Origin of the sequence: Corticimicrobacter sp. (assembly GCF_040137905.1) — a bacterium.
GTDB lineage: Bacteria > Pseudomonadota > Gammaproteobacteria > Burkholderiales > Burkholderiaceae_B > Corticimicrobacter.
The window spans coordinates 1-15,773 of sequence record NZ_JBEFDG010000076.1 but is presented as its reverse complement, the minus strand read 5'-3'; the positions used below and the strand labels follow the sequence as shown (position 1 = coordinate 15,773).

Here is a 15,773-nt window from a genome sequence, read left to right as displayed (position 1 = left end):
TCCGGCGCATGCGGCCTTCGGTGGCTACAAGCATTCCGGCATTGGCCGCGAGACCCACAAGGTGGCCCTGTCGAACTACCAGCAGACCAAGTGCCTGTTGGTCAGCTACAGCCCCAACGCCCTGGGCTTTTTCTGAACACCCAATTATTCAAAACCCAATCCGGCAGGCCGGTCCGACAGACAGTCAACCACACGGCCTGCCACCCAATCCGACACTTACACAGGAACGGAACAACATGAGCTCGACTTTCTTCATTCCCGCCGTCAACATCATGGGCGCAGGCAGCCTCCAGGAAGCCGTACTGAGCATTCGCTCGCATGGTTTCAAGCATGCACTGATCGTGACCGATGCCGTACTGAACAAGATCGGCGTTGCCGAACAGGTCAAGAGTCTGCTGGCCGACCAGGGCATTTCGGCCACGGTGTTCGACGGCGCACAACCCAACCCGACCGTGACCAATGTGGAAGACGGTCTCCGGTTGCTGCGTGACAACGCCTGCGACTTCGTGATCTCGCTGGGCGGTGGTTCACCCCACGACTGTGCCAAAGGCATCGCCCTGGTGGCAGCCAACGGCGGCCACATTTCCGACTACGAAGGGATCGACCGCTCGGCCAAGCCGCAACTGCCGCTGGTATCCATCAACACGACCGCCGGCACAGCCAGCGAAATGACGCGCTTTTGCATCATTACCGACGAGGCACGTCATATCAAGATGGCTATCGTGGACCGCAATGTCACGCCGCTGCTGTCGGTCAATGACCCCGGCATGATGGTCGGCATGCCCAAGGGGCTGACCGCCGCCACCGGCATGGATGCCCTCACGCATGCCATCGAGGCCTATGTCTCGACCGCAGCCACGCCGATTACCGATGCCTGCGCAGTCAAGGCCGTCACGCTGATCGCACGCAACCTGCGCGCCGCCGTCAATAACGGCAATGACCTCGTGGCACGGGAAAACATGGCTTACGCCCAGTTCCTGGCAGGGATGGCCTTCAACAACGCCTCGCTGGGCTACGTTCATGCCATGGCGCACCAACTGGGCGGCTTCTACAACCTGCCTCACGGTGTCTGCAATGCCGTGCTGCTGCCGCACGTCGAGGAGTACAACCTGACCACCGCAGCCGGACGCCTGCGCGATATCGCCCAGCACATGGACGAAGACGTGCTCGGGCTGGGAGATGAAGCCGGTGCCCGTGTCTGCATCGCAGCCATCCGCCGCCTGGCCGCCGATGTCGGCATCCCGCCCAGCCTGACCGACCTGGGCGTCAAGGAAGCGGATATCCCCACGCTGGCCCAGAACGCACTCAAGGATGCCTGCGCCCTGACCAACCCTCGTCAAGCCCAGACCCAGGCAGAAGTCGAGCAGATCTTCCGCGCAGCCATGAAGCCTGTGATCGCCTGAGTACACGTTCATGCCCTGCCGCACCCCACCGTGTTGCGGCAGGGCCCAGGCCCTCAGCCTCCTCACATCGAGACTCTAGGACTTTCATCATGGAATGGAAAAACACCTCCAACCAATTCGGCGCAATGACACGCCTGTTCCACTGGAGCATGGCGACCGCCTTCATCGTGTGCTGCCTGCTCGCCTACTACATCATCTGGTTCATCCTGCCTTATGGCGGCAAGAAGGACCCCATGTTCATGCCGCTGATCAACCTGCACTGGGTGCTGGGCATTTTCGTCGGTGTACTGGTTCTCCCGCGCCTGATCTGGCGCATCCGCAATCCCCAGCCGCCCGGCATCCACATCACGCACCTGCGCCTTGAACACTGGATGGTCCATGCCGCGCACTGGGCGCTGTATGCCCTGATGATCATCATGCCGATCACGGGCTATATCGGCACGGGCAGGGATACGGATTTCTACCTGTTCACGGTGCCCAATTTCCGGGATACGGCGTTCTTTACCTGGCTGTGCTCGGTCTTCGGATTCACCTGGCAGACCTTCGAACCTCCGGTCGATGTCATCCATCATTTCCTGGGCAAGACGCTGGTTCCGCTGATCGTGGTCCTGCATATCGCCGCCGCCTTCTTCCACCACTATGTCAACCGCGATGCGGTCCTGAGCCGGATGCTGGGCAAGCCCACCCCTGCCGCCGAAGGCTCGTCGCAGCACTGACGCCACTGCGACCCTGACCTCCCCCTGCCTGAAAGAGGCGGCATGTACCTACATGCCGCAGGGGGAAGGCTTGCCTCGAATTTTCTACACAGCATGGAAACATCATGACCAAGAATCACATCGCCCTCCTTCTGCCCGCACTGCTTGCGCTGTCGACCGGCGCACATGCCCAGCAAAGCAGCGTGACCCTGTATGGCCTGGTTGATACCGGCATTTTCCACGAACGCATCAAGGAGGATGGCGTCACCAAGCAAAAGAACGGCCTCAAGAGTGGTGGACAAGGCGGTTCGCGCTGGGGCCTGCGTGGCATGGAGGACCTGGGCAATGGCTACCGGGTCAATTTCGAACTCGAAAGCGGCTTCAACATGACCAACGGCGAACAGTCGTTCAGTCGTCTCTTCGGACGCGCTGCATGGCTGGGCGTTTCCGGTGACTTCGGCGATGTCCGGTTTGGTCGGGCCATGACCGTCAGTACCGAATTCGCCAGCTCGGCCATCAGTCCTTTTGGTGGTGGTTTTACCCAGGCTGCATTGGGCCGCAGCGGTTTCCGTGCCTCGGACAACCCGCGCTACGACAACCAGGTCAAATATCTGTCACCCATTTTTTCGGGCTTGCAGCTCGGCCTCGGCTATTCGTTCAACACCAAGGGCGAGCAACAGGATGCCAGCGACAACAGCCGAGCCATGAACCTGGCCGCCAAGTACGCCAGCGGTGCCGTCACGCTGGTGGCCACCTATGACCGCCTGTGGACGCCCGCAGACGACCCGAACGCCCGTGGCCGCAACCCGTCGGCCCTGCAACTGGGGGGCAACTACAACTTCGGTTCGTTCCAGCTGTATGCCGGCTGGACCCGCCAGAGCGACGGCTGGGTCAAATCGGCAGAAGGTGCCCCGACCGGCTCCAACTACCTGGGCAGCGCCGGCTATTTCGACGGCCATGTCGATGCCTATGCCATCGGTACCAAGTTCAAGGTGGGCGGCGGCAGCGTACTGGCATCCTACCAATACGTCGATGCCAGCAGGGAAGCGTTTCCGGACCGGAAAAACGTGAATGTCTACAACCTCGGCTACACCTACCCGCTCTCCAAACGGACCAACCTGTATACCTACGGCAGCCTCATCGACGGCGATCTCTACAACTTCCGGCATCGCAGCTACAGCCGCCTGATCGGTGCCGGCATTCTGCATAAATTCTGAGCAGGCACACACATGCAGTCGCCCCCCTCCAGACCGTCGTGCATTGGAGGAGGGGTACCTGAGACAGATACAGGACACATCTCATGGCTACGCATTCCATCTATGCCCAGATATTCAACCTGACGCCATCCTCACACGGTGGCGATGCCCGGGAAATCCGGGTCAGGCGGGGCAACATCCTCTACCGGGCCGGCACCACGGGTTCCGCAAGGCGGATCCTGCAGGGTGCGATCCGCCTTGATCGACTCGACGCAGAAGGGCAACCCACTCTGGCCGGCATCGCGACTCGCGGCGACATCATCGGCCTGGAAACCCTCCAGGGGTCACGCTATACCTTCCAGGCCACGGCGCTCACGCAATGCCGGCTGGAACCCTTTCCCCTGGAAGAAATCCAGCAGGAAAAGGTCATCCTGGACACGCTGATACGCACCGAATCACGGATGGTGGCGGTATTGAACCTGCGCATCGGTCCGGCCCAGGCACGCGTCCACCGGCTGCTGGCCATGCTCGGCAACACGCCCATCGAGATCCCCAAGCTGCGTGACATGGCCGACATCACCGGACTGACCAAAGAAACCGTCTCGCGGGCCATCAGCACGCTGCACAAGCGAGGCATTGCAGTACGACGCGGGCGACAACACCTGAGCCGGATCGCAGCCTATGATGACGAAGCCCTGTGCGCCTGAATAAAAATATATCGAAACCGTCTTTGCATTCGACGGGCGGCAGGCAGATCATGATCCGTTTTCCTGCCCTCCTCGCATCATGCCCGCCGAACGCCGCTTTCCCGCATCCCTGCTTGAAACCCAGACCGAACAGATCCTCGAAGCCTGGGGCATGCCCCAGGCACAGGCCCGCCTGACCGCGCACCTGATCGTGGAAACGGACCTGCTCGGCATCGAGTCGCACGGCGTCTCCATGCTGCCGCAATACGACACCATGGTGCGCAACGGCAAAATCAGGCTGGCTGGCACGCCACGACTGATCCAGGAAGCCGGCGCGACTTCGCTCTGGGACGGTGCCGCCAGCCTGGGCCATCCCGTCGCCCATGCCGCCACCGCCCATGCCATCGGTCAGGCCCGCCAGCACGGCATCGCACTGGCCGGCGTGCGCAATTCGCATCACTTTGGCGCAGCCGGGCTTTATGCCCGACAGGCGGCCCGGGAAGGCCTGGTCGCACTGGTCACCAGCTCGTCGCAGGCCCTGATGCTGGTGCCAACCCATGCCAGCATGCCGGTGCTGGGCACCAATCCCATTGCTTTTGCCGCCCCGGCCGGCGCAGATCACGAAGCCGTCGTGCTCGATATCGCCACCACTACCAGCGCCGCCAACAAGGTCAAGGTACGCGCCCTGCGCGGCCAGCAGATCCCGACCGGCTGGGCCGTGGACGGCAACGGCCAGACCATTACCGATGCCGAGCAGGCGCGTCGCCAGGTGTACGAACTGCCGGAAGGCGGCCTGACCCCGCTGGGCAGCCGTCCCGACCTGTCCAGCCACAAGGGCTACGGCCTGGCGCTGCTGGCGCAGATTCTGGGTGCGACGCTCAACGGTGCCGCGTTCTCGGCCACGGCAGGCACCCTGCGCACCCCGGATGCGCCAGCGGACATCGGCCACAGCATCATCGTGATCGATCCGGGCTTCCTGGGTGGCCAGCCGGCATTCGAGCACAGCGTAGCCGGCATCATCGACCACCTTCACGCCACACCGGCACTCGACCCGGCCCAACCCGTGCTGGTGCCGGGCGATCCCGAAGCCCAGGCCCGCGCCGAACGGCTGGCACACGGCATCCCCCTGCCCGCCGCCCTGCTGGTGCAACTGGCTGCCGTCACCGCCCGCGCCAACATTCCTTTCCTGCTGGACACGCCATGACCTCTCCTGACATCACGACACTGCTGTCCCGCCATGTACGGACAGCCGAACTGTCTCCCATCGCCGTGGCCAGCCAACAGGCCGCTCGCCTGCAGGCCCAGGGCCGCAGCATCGTCGTGCTGACCGCCGGCGAGCCGGATTTCGATACGCCCCTGCCGATCCAGCAGGCCGCCATCGAAGCCCTGGCTCGCGGCGAGACCCGCTACACCGCGACCCCCGGCACGCTGGCCCTGCGCCAGGCCATCGCCCGGGCCTACGCCCGCGATGCCGGCCTGACCTATGCCCCCGACGAACTGATCGTCAGCAACGGTGGCAAGCAGATCATCTACCAGGCCTTCAAGGCCACGCTCGACGAAGGCGACGAAGTCATCCTGCCAGCCCCCTGGTGGCCTACCTTTCCGGACAGCGTGCAGATCTGTGGCGGTACGCCCGTCGCCATCCCGACACGGGCGGAAGACGGTTTCCGCATCACGCCCGCGCAGCTTGAACAGGCCATCGGGCCGCGTACCAAGTGGCTGCTGCTGAATTCGCCCACCAACCCGACCGGCACGGTCTACCCGCAGGACGAGCTACAGGCCCTGGCGCAAGTCCTGCGCCGCCATCCGCATGTGCTGGTCCTGTGGGACGAGATGTACGAACAGATCTGGTTCACGCCCTCGCGCCCCACCCACTGGCTGCAGGCGGCCCCCGACCTGAAGGAACGCACCCTGCTGGTCAATGGCGTCTCCAAGACCTTTGCTATGACAGGCTGGCGCATCGGCTGGGGCGCAGGCCCGGCTCCCCTGGTCAAGGCGCTGATCGCCGTCCAGTCACAGGTCTCGTCAGGCCCGAACGCATTCTCGCAGGCAGCAGCACAGGCTGCGCTCGATGGCGTGGCCGCAGATTTCGTGTTGCAGGCACGCCAGGCCTACGCCGAACGGGCCCGCTTCATCACCACGGCATTGCAGGCCGTACCCGGCCTGCAGCCCTTTCCCCCTCAGGGCGCTTTCTTTGCCTGGGTGGGCTGCGCCGGCTGGCTGGGCGCCCATACGCCGGATGGCCGGGAACTGACAAATGACCAGGACGTCAGCCAATGGCTGCTGGAGTACGGTGTGGCGGTCGTGCATGGCGCACCCTACGGCCTGTCACCGTACTTCCGCCTGTCATTCGCGGCCAGCCTGGAAGCACTTGAAGAGGCTGCCCGCCGCATTGCACAGGCGGGCGCAGCACTGACGCTACGGGACTGATCAGAAGGCCAGCACCTTGCCCGGATTGAGCAGGTTGCCAGGATCGAGCGCCTGCTTGATCTGGCGCATCAAGCCGATCTCGACCGGTGACTTGCAGCGCAGCAGTTCGGTCAGCTTGGACTGGCCAATGCCATGTTCGGCGGAGATCGAGCCATGGTGCGCAATCACCAGGTCATGGACCTGCGCCCGAATGGCCGTGCCGTAGGTCTCGATGAAGGCGTCATCGCCCGGCGTCGGTGCCGCTACGTTGTAGTGCAGGTTGCCGTCGCCGGCATGCCCGTGTGCAAAAATGCGCACCCCGGGAAACACCCGCTGCAGCATCGCCGCGCTTTCGCGGACGAAGGTGGGAATGCGGGAAATGGGCAGGGAAATATCATGCTTGACGTTCTTGCCGTCACGCCGCTGGGCCACGCCCAGCCCGTGCTCGCGCAAGGCCCAGAATGCCTCGCGCTGGGCCAGGCTGTCGGCCACCAGTACATCCTGCGCCAGACCGTTTTCCAGCGCTTCGCCCAATACCCGCTCGATGGACAGATCGGCATGGGCCTCGTCGTTTTCATCGGAAATCTCGATCAGGACGTACCAGCTATCCACGGTGTCGTCCGGCAGGAAGGGCAGGCGATATTCGGGTGCCTGCGCAGAAACCAGATCGTAGCTGCTGCGGGCGATGATTTCGAAGCTGGTCAGTGCCGCGCCGAAACCGGCGCGGGCATGACGCAGCAACGCCAGCACCGTATCCAGGCCCGCCACCCGCAGAAATGCCGTCCGCTCGGCCCTGGGCAAGGGAAACAGCTTGAGGGTCGCCGCCGTGATGATGCCCAGCGTGCCTTCGCTGCCGATGAACAGATCGCGCAGATCGTAGCCGGTGTTGTCCTTGCGCAGGCCACGCAAACCATGCCAGATCTCGCCCTGAGCCGTCACCACTTCCAGCCCCAAGGTCAGGGCGCGCATATTGCCGAAGCGGATGACCTGCGTGCCGCCCGCATTGGTGCCGAGGTTGCCACCCACGGTACAGCTACCCTGCGATGGCAGGCTGAGCGGGAACCAGCGCCCTGCCTCGTGCGCCGCCTCGCGCAACTGGCCCAGCCGCACACCGGCCTCGACGGTGATGGTGTCATTATCCAGATCGATATCGCGGATCCTGTTCAGCCTGGCCGAGGACAACACGACAGCGCGACCGCTGCCGTCCGGTGTCGCGGCCCCCACCAGTCCGGTATTGCCGCCCTGCGGCACGATGGGGATGCCCTGTCCGGCCAGCAACGCCACCACGCGGGCCACCTCTTCGGTCGAGCCGGGGCGCACCACGGCACGGGCCTCGCCCTCATAGCGCTGCAATTGATCGATCAATGATTCAGGTGCCTCGCGCCCGGAAACGGCATGGGGCCGGCCGACGATCTGGCGCAGCGCCTCGAGCAGTTCTTTCTCTGCATTCTGGGTCATGTCGCATGCCCTCCTTGTCCTGGCGTGACGTTGCCACGCATCGGCTCACAGCGTACCTGAAGCGTCATGCCTGATTTTCATTTGCATATATTGAGGCCTGCGAAATCGCGCCATTCCATATAAGGACATAGCTGGCAAATCGTTGGTCGTATCCCGTCATGCACACATAATGATCCGTTCCTGACTGCGCAGAAGCGGTACAGCACAGGCCCTGCCTGCTGCCCTGTCCGCAGCTGTACAGCGACAACACGCATGACCCCAAGGAATAAGCATGAAGAAATACCTGAGCAGCCTGCTGGCAGGCCTGTTGATGAGTGCCCTGTCCGGCATCGCCCACGCCGCCGATCCGATCCCGCTCAAGGTGGGCATTCGCGGCGGCATCGGCGAACAGATCTGGGAAGTCGTGACCGAGGTCGGCAAGACCCACGGTCTGGCCATCGAGCCGATCGTTTTCGCTGGCACCCTCAGCCCCAACGAAGCGCTGAACAACGGCGAAATCAATGCCAATGCCTTCCAGCACATTCCGTTCTTCCGCGACCAGATCAAACAGCGCGGCTACAACCTCGCGGTCGTGGGCGATACCTACCTGTCGCCGCTGGCGTTTTATTCCAAGCAGTACAAGTCGCTGCAGGACCTGCCTCAGAATGCCAAGATCGGCTTGCCGGATGACCCCAGCAACGGCAGCCGCGCGCTGATCATCCTGCAGAACGAAGGGCTGATCAAGCTGCGCGATGGTTTCGATCCGTACAACGAGACCGCCACCTTTGCCGACATCAAGGAAAATCCGCGCAACCTGCAGTTCCTGGAAGTGAAGTCCGTCGTGCTGGCCCGCTCCTACCAGGATGTGGACGCCGCTGCCGTGATCTCCAGCTTCGGCTCGCAGGTCGGCCTCAATGCCGCCCGCGATGGTATTGCCCAGGAAAAAGTGGAAAATAATCCCAACGTCAACATCATCGTGGTCCGCGAACAGGACAAGGATCAACCCTGGGTCCCGCTGCTGGTCAAGTCGTTCCAGTCCGATGAGGTACGCGCCTATATCGAGCGCGAGCTGAAGGGCGTGATCGAACCTGCATTCTGAGTCGCATGTCAGTCATGGAGATGAACCTCGCCTGGCTGCGCCAGGCTGCAGCAACCGATAGGGCCTCCAGGGAACCCGCAGCACCATCACGGGCCGACCTGCAGACCGATGCGCAGCTCGCCGACACCGCGCCGCACATCGTATTCTCCGGTGTCGGCAAGACCTATTCAGGCCGGGCCGGACAGACCCATGCACTGCGCGATATCTCTTTCGGGATCGAGCGCGGCCGGATCTTCGGCATCATCGGCCGCAGCGGTGCCGGCAAGTCCACCCTGCTGCGTGCCATCAACATGCTGGAGCAACCCTCCACCGGCCACGTCACGGTCGATGGCATCGATGTCGGCCAGCTCGACGAGAACGGCCTGGTCACGTTGCGCCGCAAGATCGGCATGATTTTCCAGCACTTCAACCTGATGTCGGCCAAGACGGTGCGCGACAACGTGGCACTGCCGCTGCGCGTCACCCGCCGTCCGACCCACGACATCCGACAACGGGTGGATGCCCTGCTGGAACTGGTCGGGCTGTCCGGCAAGGCCGATGCCTATCCAGCCATGTTGTCGGGTGGCCAGAAGCAGCGCGTGGGGATCGCCCGCGCCCTGGTGCACGATCCCGAAATCCTGCTGTGCGACGAGGCCACCTCGGCGCTCGACCCGGAAACCACGCAGTCCATCCTGGCGCTGCTGCGCGACATCAACCAGAGCCTGGGCCTGACCATCGTGCTGATCACGCACGACATGTCGGTGATCCGCGATATCTGCGACGAAGTGCTGGTACTAGACGGCGGCGAAATCGTCGAGCAGGGCGAAGTCTGGCGGGTGTTTGGCAATCCGCAGGCCGATGCCACCCGCGCCCTGCTGCGCCCGCTGCGCCGCGAACTGCCGGACGACCTGGCGCGCATCCTGCAGCCCACGCCACCGGCCCAGGGCCGTGCCGTGCTGTCGGTTCACTTTTCAGGCAGTGCGCATCCCGACGGCATCTCGCTGCAGAACCTGCTGGCGATTGCCCCGGATACACGCCTGCTGCACAGCTCGCTGGAACGGATACAGGGCCATGCCCAGGGCGATGTGCTGCTGTCCATCCCCGTCTCTCACCTGGCCGCGCTGCACCACGCACCCTTTCCACCCGATACGCTGAAGATACTGGGCTATGTCCACGAGCATGCTTGACCGTTATTTGAAGGCTTTTGTCGAAACCGTCCTGATGGTGAGCATCTCGGCCACCATTGCCATCGTGGTCGGCCTGTGCCTGGCCGTCACCCTGGCCGTCACGGCACCCGGCACCCTGTACTCGGCTCCCCGCTTCAACAAGGGGCTGTCGGTGGTGGTCAACGTGTTCCGGGCCATGCCCTTCATCATCCTGCTGGTGGCGCTGCTGCCCTTCACCCGTTTCATCGTGGGCACCACGCTGGGCGTCTGGGCTGCCATCGTGCCGTTGAGCATCAGCCTGATTGCGTTCTACACCCGGATTGCCCAGGTCAGTCTGAACGAAGTCGATCACGGCCTGATCGAAGCCGCCCGCGCCATGGGCCTGAAACGCTGGCACATCGTGCGGCACGTGCTGCTGCCCGAAGCGCTGCCAGGCATCATCGGCGGCATGACCGTCTGCCTGATCGCCATGATCAACGCCTCGGCCATGGCCGGCGCGGTCGGTGCCGGCGGCCTGGGCGACCTGGCGATCCGCTATGGCTACGAGCGCTACGAAACCCGTGTACTGATCGACATCATCATCATCCTGATCGCCCTGGTCACCTGCGTGCAGTTCATTGGGGAATGGCTGTCGCGGCGGGTGAATCATCGCTTGCCGCGCTGAGGCAATACCGCCATGTCAGACACCCCCTATTCCGTTCTCGACATCGAGACGCGCCGCTATCTGGATTTGCAGGATGCCCCCGTCCACATCCGTGAGCGGCTGTCCATTACGCTGGCCCCACGCGCCTATGAACCCGAGCTGGACGACCTGCGCCGCGACTGGGTTGCCAGTGTGGCCGTCCCGGCCTTCAAGCTGATCCGTCAACGCCAGGAAACAGTGCATGCTTTCTGTGCCATCGGCACCGGCACAGGCCTGGATGTATTGGCAGCCACCGAAATCCTGGGAGCCACGCATCTCGGTCTGACCGACATCCATGCCGACGTGGTCCACGCGGCCAGGCTCAACATTCTCTCCAACCTGAACGCGGCACATCCGGTCAGGCTGGATACAGGATACGGTGACCTGCTTGCGCCACTGGCCAGATACCCGGCCACTCGTTATGACCTGATCTACGAGAACCTGCCCAACGTGCCGCTGGACGATGCCAGCCTGATCGCCCAGGCGCGCACCAGCGGGGCCCATTTCCAGCCTCGCAGCGAAAGCGTGCCTGATGATATCCAGCGCCAGTTGCTGTCATTGCACTTTCTGGCGTTGCGCCAGGCACATGCCCATCTGACTGAGAATGGCTCCGTGCTGTCGATGCTGGGTGCCCGCATTCCGCTGGCAGTCTATCGGCACATGGCACAGCAGGCTGGTCATCATGCAGAGATCCATACCTACGGCTGGAAACTGCAGGATGAAGCCGAAGATGTCATCAGGGGCCATGCTGCACAACAACAGGCCGGATATGGCCCCTTTCACTTCTATGCCCCCGAGGCGCTGGACAACGCTTTCGGCCAGGCCGGACCGGCAATCGCCGGCGAGCAGGCCGAAGCGATCGAAGCGCAACTTGTGCCGCATCGCCTCGACCCGTTTCAGGCACTGGCCGCCCTGCAACAGGGAGCGGCCATCGGACATACCTACGTCGCCTTGCGCTCCAGGCCGCTCTGACCACCATGTCTGCGCCGACTTTCAGCCTGGTGTATCCCGCCATTGAAGCCCTGCTGACACACTATCGCCAACGCGCCCAGACAGCCGACGCCCTGGGCATGGAACTCTCCGGCATACTTGCCGCCTGTCCGGACTACGATGCCGCGCGTGCCAGGCTGGCAACCAGCCAGCACCCTATCGTCGCGGTGCTGGAGAATACCGTCCACCGGCACCCGAGGGCACTGCACGCCATACTGAACCTGTTGCAACCCGTGTTCGCAACCCTGCCCTGGCGGTACGGCTACGCAGCCCGGGCAGACTGTCCCGACCTCAATCAGCGCCTGGCCTGGGCTGAGCTGATCGGCCCCCTTGCCCCCTGGCGCAGTCACCGCATCTGCCTCGGCCTCACCGCCATTGGTCCCCACACACGCTACCCGGAACATGCCCATCCGGCCGTGGAAACCTACCTTGTCCTGGACGGTCACGCACACTGGCGCATCGGGCATGAGGAAATGACAGTCGGCCCAGGCAATTTCATACTGCATCCGGGTGGCGCCGTTCATGCCATGGAAACCGGCGACACACCATTGCTGGCAGCCTACACCTGGAGCGGGGATCTCGACTCACCGTCCGTCTATCCGGCATAGCGACCGACATCTATCCGTCATGCGCGCTTAAGGCGCGGCCTGAGGGGCATGCCCCGCATCTGCCAGCGCCTGCGTCAGTTGATCCACTTCCGCGCAACCCTGCTGACCACACAACATTTGCAGGTAATGCAGGTTCTTGCGTGCGGCCTCGATATCGCCCGTGGCAATGAACAGTTCGCCCTGGTACTCGAGTGCCGGTCGGTGTGTGCCATCGAAATACAGGGCTTCGCGATACCACTTGCCGGCTTCGTCGTAGCGCCCCAGCTTGCGATAGCTGAAACCCAGCAGATTGAACAGATCGGGGTGGCTGTTCTCCTGTGCCAGTGGCAACAGCGCCTCGATGGCAGCAGCATAATCACCCGCATAGATCTGGGCACGAATGGGGGAAATGTCGGGCAGATCCGACACCGGTGCCGTATCGGCTGCCCAGGCGCTGCCGGTGGTCAGCACCAGCGCCACGCCCAGGGCGCTCAGCCGGAACCGGCTCATGCCGCCTCCTGCTCGAGGCCGGCGTATTCGCCCATCGCTGCCAGGATATCGCGCTTGATCGACACGAAGGCATGACTGGCCCGATCTCGCGGGGCCGGCAGGTCGATCTCGATCTGCCTGACGATGCGGCCCGGATTGGCATTCATGACCACGACCCGATTGCTCAGGTAAATGGCCTCGTCGACATCATGCGTGACCAGGATCATGGTCACGCCCTCGACACGCCAGATGCGCAGCAACTCCTGCTGCAGGCGAATGCGGGTCAGCGCATCGAGCGCGCCCAGCGGCTCGTCCAGCAACAGGATCTCCGGGCGGCTGGCCAGACCGCGCGCAATGGCTGCACGCTGCGCCATGCCCCCCGACAACTGGTGCGGATAGGCCTGCTCGAATCCCCCCAGCCCCACCAGCGAAATATGATCGTGCACGGTCTGGGCCTGCTGCGCCGGGTTGAGCGTGGAGTTCTGCACGCTCAGCGCCACATTGCGCTCGAGGGTCAGCCACGGCAGCAGGCGGTGATCCTGGAACACGATGCCACGCGCCAGACTGGTACCGGCAATCCGGTCGCCGTGCAGCAGGATATCGCCCTCGTACTCGTCATCCAGCCCAACGATCAGTCTCAGCAGCGTGGACTTGCCACACCCGCTCGGGCCGACGATGGAGACGAACTCGCCGGCCTCTACCGTCAGGCTGGCCCGATCAAGTACCTGCACGCTGGCGCGGCCCTCGACCTCGTATTTCTTGGAAACATTGCGGATTTCCAGCCGCCCGCTCTGACTCATGATTACTGCTCCCTCAGTCCTGAATAGTCTCTTGTCGGGGCGACCGGGGCCGATCGCCGCCCGCCCTCATCAACCGTCGTAGCCCTGCTTCCAGCGCAACACGCGCCGTTGCAACAGGTACATGCCGCGATCGATGGCAAATCCCACCAGACCGATGATCACCATGCAGACCAGCAACTGGTCGGTCAGCAACAGGCCCTGGGCACGGAAGATCAGGAACCCCAGCCCTTCCAGCCCGCTCAGGCCCTCGGCCACCACCACCAGTGCCCAGGCCAGCCCGGCCGCATAGCGCAGCGACACCATGATGTTGGGCATGGCGGCCGGCAGGATGATCTGCCGCACCAGTTGCCAGCGCGTGAGCGTCAGCACCCGGGCCAGCTCGATGTGGCTCTTGTCCACATTGCGGATGCCCTGCAGCGTATTGAGGAATACCGGGAAAAACACCGATTTGCCGATCACCAGGATCTTGGCCGGTGCGCCCAGCCCCAGCCAGAGCACGATCAACGGAAACCAGGCGATACCCGGCACGTGGCGGATAGTGTCGAACGTCGGCCCCAGGAAACGCTCGACGTTCTGCGACAGGCCGGCGGCCACACCCAGCACGACGGCCGTGATGGTGCCGTACAGGAACGCCTGGCCGACGATACTCAGGCTGGCCAGGAAATCCAGGGCCAGGTTCTGGCGCAGCAGCATGTCCCAGAAAGACGCCACCACCACTTTCGGCTCGGGCAGGAACACCTTGTCGATCCAGCCTTGAGATGACGCCATCTGCCATAGCAGCAGGATGGCAGCGGGCAGGATCAGGCCGATCAGGTTCTGCCTGCGCCACCGTGATCGCGCCGGCCCGGAACGTGTGCTGGGCAGGCCGAGGCGGGCCTGGTCGATGGTCTGGACGGCTGTGCTCATGTCCGCTCCCTGTTGCGTATCCGCGCTTACTGGCGGTAGATCGAGTAGTCACCGCCCACGAAGAAACGGCCATCGATGAAGGCATCCACCTGGTCGTCGCTCAGGCGGCGCTCGGAAAGGATGTCATCGCCATTGGCGACATACCATTCCTGGAAATTCTTGATGGCCTGGCGCGCACGCTCGGCATTGGGCTCGCCGGCCATGAACTCCCACTGACCCGGATGCGTGATCTGGAACTTGGCGATATTGACCGGCACACGCGTTTCGCGCGCCACGATCTCGGCAGCCTCGTCGACATTGTCGAGCGCCCATTCGCGAGTGCGCTCGCGTGCCGCCAGGAATGCCTTGACCACGTCGGGATAACGATCCACGAAGTCGCGGCGGGCGAAATAGGTGACCCGACCGCCATTGTTGACATAGACCCCGTCATCGGGCGACTGGGCCACGACCTTGAGCTTGCCCGACAGCCAGGCACCGGTGAAGGCACCTGCCGCCAGGTGGGCGGTGGTGGCGTCGGTCGCCCCGGACAGGACAGCCGAAATGGCCACCGCGCTGTTGTCGATCGATTGATAACGCACCCGACCACGCTCATTGCGCGAATCGAGCGGCAGGCCCGCCTTGGTCAGAATCTCGAAAGGTGACGACCAATAGCAACTGATACGGCTGCTGCCAAAATTCTTGCCATCCAGGTCGGCGACCGAGTTGATGCTGTCATTGTCGGCCCGCGCCAGGATCGGCGCGCGATAGCGGTTGGAAGGTTCCGACGCCCAGATGATCACGCCATCCAGACCGTTGGCGCGATGCACGGTCGCAGGATAGATCATGCGCTGCGCAATGGCGATGGCCCCTCCGCCCACGGCAGCCGCTTCGGCCCCCAGCAGTTCGGCAGCGCCCGAGGCGATCAGGTTGACCTTCTGGGTACCGATGCGACCGAACTCTTCCTCGAAGAAGCCTTTTTCGCGTGCAATCACCGACCAGGGAGAAAGCTGCAGATTGATCTCGGGCAGTGCCTGGGCCTGAGCTTGTCCGGTCGAGGCGGCGGCCGATGCATCCGTGGCGGCATGTGCCTCCGGTGTGCGCAGCAGCACGCTGCCGCCGGCCACGCCCAGGGCAACCAGGGTGGAAATATAAAGTTTGAGAAAACGGCGCGCATGCGCAGTATTCGGTTCGGAACGCTGGAAACCGGACGACATGGGTGATTCTCCGCTGGTGAATATGATCGAATATCGAATTCAGCCAGCAGGCTAGC

General features: G+C 63.4%; 17 protein-coding genes. 12 read left to right on the top strand and 5 right to left on the bottom strand.

Features of this window, described 5'->3' with window-relative positions:
• The 7 genes from ABN482_RS13340 to ABN482_RS13310 all read left to right on the top strand — a co-directional run.
• On the top strand, window positions 1–136 hold a 136-nt coding region (locus ABN482_RS13340; protein ID WP_349504453.1), incomplete at its 5' end, for an aldehyde dehydrogenase family protein.
• A gap of 100 nt (window positions 137–236) precedes the next feature.
• Window positions 237–1,403: an L-threonine dehydrogenase gene (gene yiaY / locus ABN482_RS13335; RefSeq protein ID WP_349504452.1), complete on the top strand. Its 1,167-nt coding sequence runs from the start codon at window positions 237–239 to the stop codon at window positions 1,401–1,403.
• Between the two features lie 89 nt (window positions 1,404–1,492).
• On the top strand, window positions 1,493–2,119 hold the full coding sequence (locus ABN482_RS13330; protein WP_349504451.1) for a cytochrome b: 627 nt from the start codon (window positions 1,493–1,495) through the stop codon (window positions 2,117–2,119).
• Window positions 2,120–2,223: 104 nt separating this feature from the next.
• Window positions 2,224–3,315 (top strand): porin, encoded by a 1,092-nt coding sequence (locus ABN482_RS13325; RefSeq protein ID WP_349504450.1) that lies wholly within the window; start codon window positions 2,224–2,226, stop codon window positions 3,313–3,315.
• 83 nt (window positions 3,316–3,398) lie between these two features.
• Window positions 3,399–4,001, top strand: a complete 603-nt coding sequence (locus ABN482_RS13320) for a Crp/Fnr family transcriptional regulator (protein WP_349504449.1) — start codon at window positions 3,399–3,401, stop codon at window positions 3,999–4,001.
• 79 nt (window positions 4,002–4,080) lie between these two features.
• Window positions 4,081–5,184, top strand: a complete 1,104-nt coding sequence (locus ABN482_RS13315; RefSeq protein ID WP_349504448.1) for an Ldh family oxidoreductase — start codon at window positions 4,081–4,083, stop codon at window positions 5,182–5,184.
• Window positions 5,181–6,410 carry an aminotransferase class I/II-fold pyridoxal phosphate-dependent enzyme gene (locus ABN482_RS13310; RefSeq protein ID WP_349504447.1) on the top strand — a complete coding sequence of 410 codons (1,230 nt, stop codon included), beginning with the start codon at window positions 5,181–5,183 and terminating at the stop codon, window positions 6,408–6,410. The genes ABN482_RS13315 and ABN482_RS13310 overlap by 4 nt, the downstream gene beginning before the upstream one ends.
• Here the strand turns inward: ABN482_RS13310 and ABN482_RS13305 are convergent, their stop codons facing one another.
• Window positions 6,411–7,847, bottom strand: a complete 1,437-nt coding sequence (locus tag ABN482_RS13305) for an FAD-binding oxidoreductase (RefSeq protein WP_349504446.1) — start codon at window positions 7,845–7,847, stop codon at window positions 6,411–6,413.
• Window positions 7,848–8,118: 271 nt separating this feature from the next.
• Between ABN482_RS13305 and ABN482_RS13300 the strand changes: the two genes are divergently transcribed.
• Genes ABN482_RS13300 through ABN482_RS13280 form a run of 5 tightly spaced genes read left to right on the top strand, consistent with a single transcriptional unit; the run spans window position 8,119 to window position 12,350 of the window.
• Window positions 8,119–8,925, top strand: coding sequence for a MetQ/NlpA family lipoprotein (locus ABN482_RS13300; RefSeq protein WP_143859143.1), 807 nt, complete (start codon window positions 8,119–8,121; stop codon window positions 8,923–8,925).
• 20 nt (window positions 8,926–8,945) lie between these two features.
• Window positions 8,946–10,091 (top strand): methionine ABC transporter ATP-binding protein, encoded by a 1,146-nt coding sequence (locus ABN482_RS13295; protein ID WP_502877299.1) that lies wholly within the window; start codon window positions 8,946–8,948, stop codon window positions 10,089–10,091.
• A complete protein-coding gene (locus ABN482_RS13290; protein WP_143859144.1) occupies window positions 10,072–10,734 on the top strand; it encodes a methionine ABC transporter permease in 663 nt (220 codons plus the stop codon). The genes ABN482_RS13295 and ABN482_RS13290 overlap by 20 nt, the downstream gene beginning before the upstream one ends.
• Window positions 10,735–10,746: 12 nt before the next feature.
• Window positions 10,747–11,724: a class I SAM-dependent methyltransferase gene (locus ABN482_RS13285; protein ID WP_349504444.1), complete on the top strand. Its 978-nt coding sequence runs from the start codon at window positions 10,747–10,749 to the stop codon at window positions 11,722–11,724.
• A 5-nt stretch (window positions 11,725–11,729) separates the two neighbouring features.
• A complete protein-coding gene (locus ABN482_RS13280; RefSeq protein ID WP_349504443.1) occupies window positions 11,730–12,350 on the top strand; it encodes a dimethylsulfonioproprionate lyase family protein in 621 nt (206 codons plus the stop codon).
• Window positions 12,351–12,377: 27 nt separating this feature from the next.
• Here ABN482_RS13280 and ABN482_RS13275 read toward each other — a convergent pair whose 3' ends face one another.
• The 4 genes from ABN482_RS13275 to ABN482_RS13260 all read right to left on the bottom strand — a co-directional run bounded on the left by ABN482_RS13275 (window position 12,378) and on the right by ABN482_RS13260 (window position 15,717).
• Complete coding sequence (locus tag ABN482_RS13275; protein WP_349504442.1) at window positions 12,378–12,839, bottom strand: tetratricopeptide repeat protein; 462 nt, start codon at window positions 12,837–12,839, stop codon at window positions 12,378–12,380.
• Window positions 12,836–13,618, bottom strand: coding sequence for an ABC transporter ATP-binding protein (locus ABN482_RS13270; protein ID WP_109062742.1), 783 nt, complete (start codon window positions 13,616–13,618; stop codon window positions 12,836–12,838). The genes ABN482_RS13275 and ABN482_RS13270 overlap by 4 nt, the downstream gene beginning before the upstream one ends.
• 69 nt (window positions 13,619–13,687) lie before the next feature.
• On the bottom strand, window positions 13,688–14,524 hold the full coding sequence (locus tag ABN482_RS13265) for an ABC transporter permease (RefSeq protein ID WP_109062741.1): 837 nt from the start codon (window positions 14,522–14,524) through the stop codon (window positions 13,688–13,690).
• 26 nt (window positions 14,525–14,550) lie between these two features.
• Window positions 14,551–15,717, bottom strand: a complete 1,167-nt coding sequence (locus ABN482_RS13260) for an ABC transporter substrate-binding protein (RefSeq protein WP_349504441.1) — start codon at window positions 15,715–15,717, stop codon at window positions 14,551–14,553.
• Window positions 15,718–15,773: the final 56 nt, after the last annotated feature.

Excerpts from the sequence above, each read along its gene's own strand:
- ABN482_RS13310 (WP_349504447.1), top strand. The coding sequence starts at position 5,181 with ATGACCTCTCCTGACATCACGACACTGCTGTCCCGCCATGTACGGACA.
- ABN482_RS13270 (WP_109062742.1), bottom strand. The coding sequence starts at position 13,618 with ATGAGTCAGAGCGGGCGGCTGGAAATCCGCAATGTTTCCAAGAAATAC.
- ABN482_RS13300 (WP_143859143.1), top strand. The coding sequence starts at position 8,119 with ATGAAGAAATACCTGAGCAGCCTGCTGGCAGGCCTGTTGATGAGTGCC.
- ABN482_RS13290 (WP_143859144.1), top strand. The coding sequence starts at position 10,072 with ATGTCCACGAGCATGCTTGACCGTTATTTGAAGGCTTTTGTCGAAACC.
- yiaY (WP_349504452.1), top strand. The coding sequence starts at position 237 with ATGAGCTCGACTTTCTTCATTCCCGCCGTCAACATCATGGGCGCAGGC.
- ABN482_RS13265 (WP_109062741.1), bottom strand. The coding sequence starts at position 14,524 with ATGAGCACAGCCGTCCAGACCATCGACCAGGCCCGCCTCGGCCTGCCC.
- ABN482_RS13305 (WP_349504446.1), bottom strand. The coding sequence starts at position 7,847 with ATGACCCAGAATGCAGAGAAAGAACTGCTCGAGGCGCTGCGCCAGATC.
- ABN482_RS13315 (WP_349504448.1), top strand. The coding sequence starts at position 4,081 with ATGCCCGCCGAACGCCGCTTTCCCGCATCCCTGCTTGAAACCCAGACC.
- ABN482_RS13325 (WP_349504450.1), top strand. The coding sequence starts at position 2,224 with ATGACCAAGAATCACATCGCCCTCCTTCTGCCCGCACTGCTTGCGCTG.
- ABN482_RS13260 (WP_349504441.1), bottom strand. The coding sequence starts at position 15,717 with ATGTCGTCCGGTTTCCAGCGTTCCGAACCGAATACTGCGCATGCGCGC.
- ABN482_RS13280 (WP_349504443.1), top strand. The coding sequence starts at position 11,730 with ATGTCTGCGCCGACTTTCAGCCTGGTGTATCCCGCCATTGAAGCCCTG.
- ABN482_RS13275 (WP_349504442.1), bottom strand. The coding sequence starts at position 12,839 with ATGAGCCGGTTCCGGCTGAGCGCCCTGGGCGTGGCGCTGGTGCTGACC.
- ABN482_RS13320 (WP_349504449.1), top strand. The coding sequence starts at position 3,399 with ATGGCTACGCATTCCATCTATGCCCAGATATTCAACCTGACGCCATCC.
- ABN482_RS13285 (WP_349504444.1), top strand. The coding sequence starts at position 10,747 with ATGTCAGACACCCCCTATTCCGTTCTCGACATCGAGACGCGCCGCTAT.
- ABN482_RS13330 (WP_349504451.1), top strand. The coding sequence starts at position 1,493 with ATGGAATGGAAAAACACCTCCAACCAATTCGGCGCAATGACACGCCTG.
- ABN482_RS13295 (WP_502877299.1), top strand. The coding sequence starts at position 8,946 with ATGAACCTCGCCTGGCTGCGCCAGGCTGCAGCAACCGATAGGGCCTCC.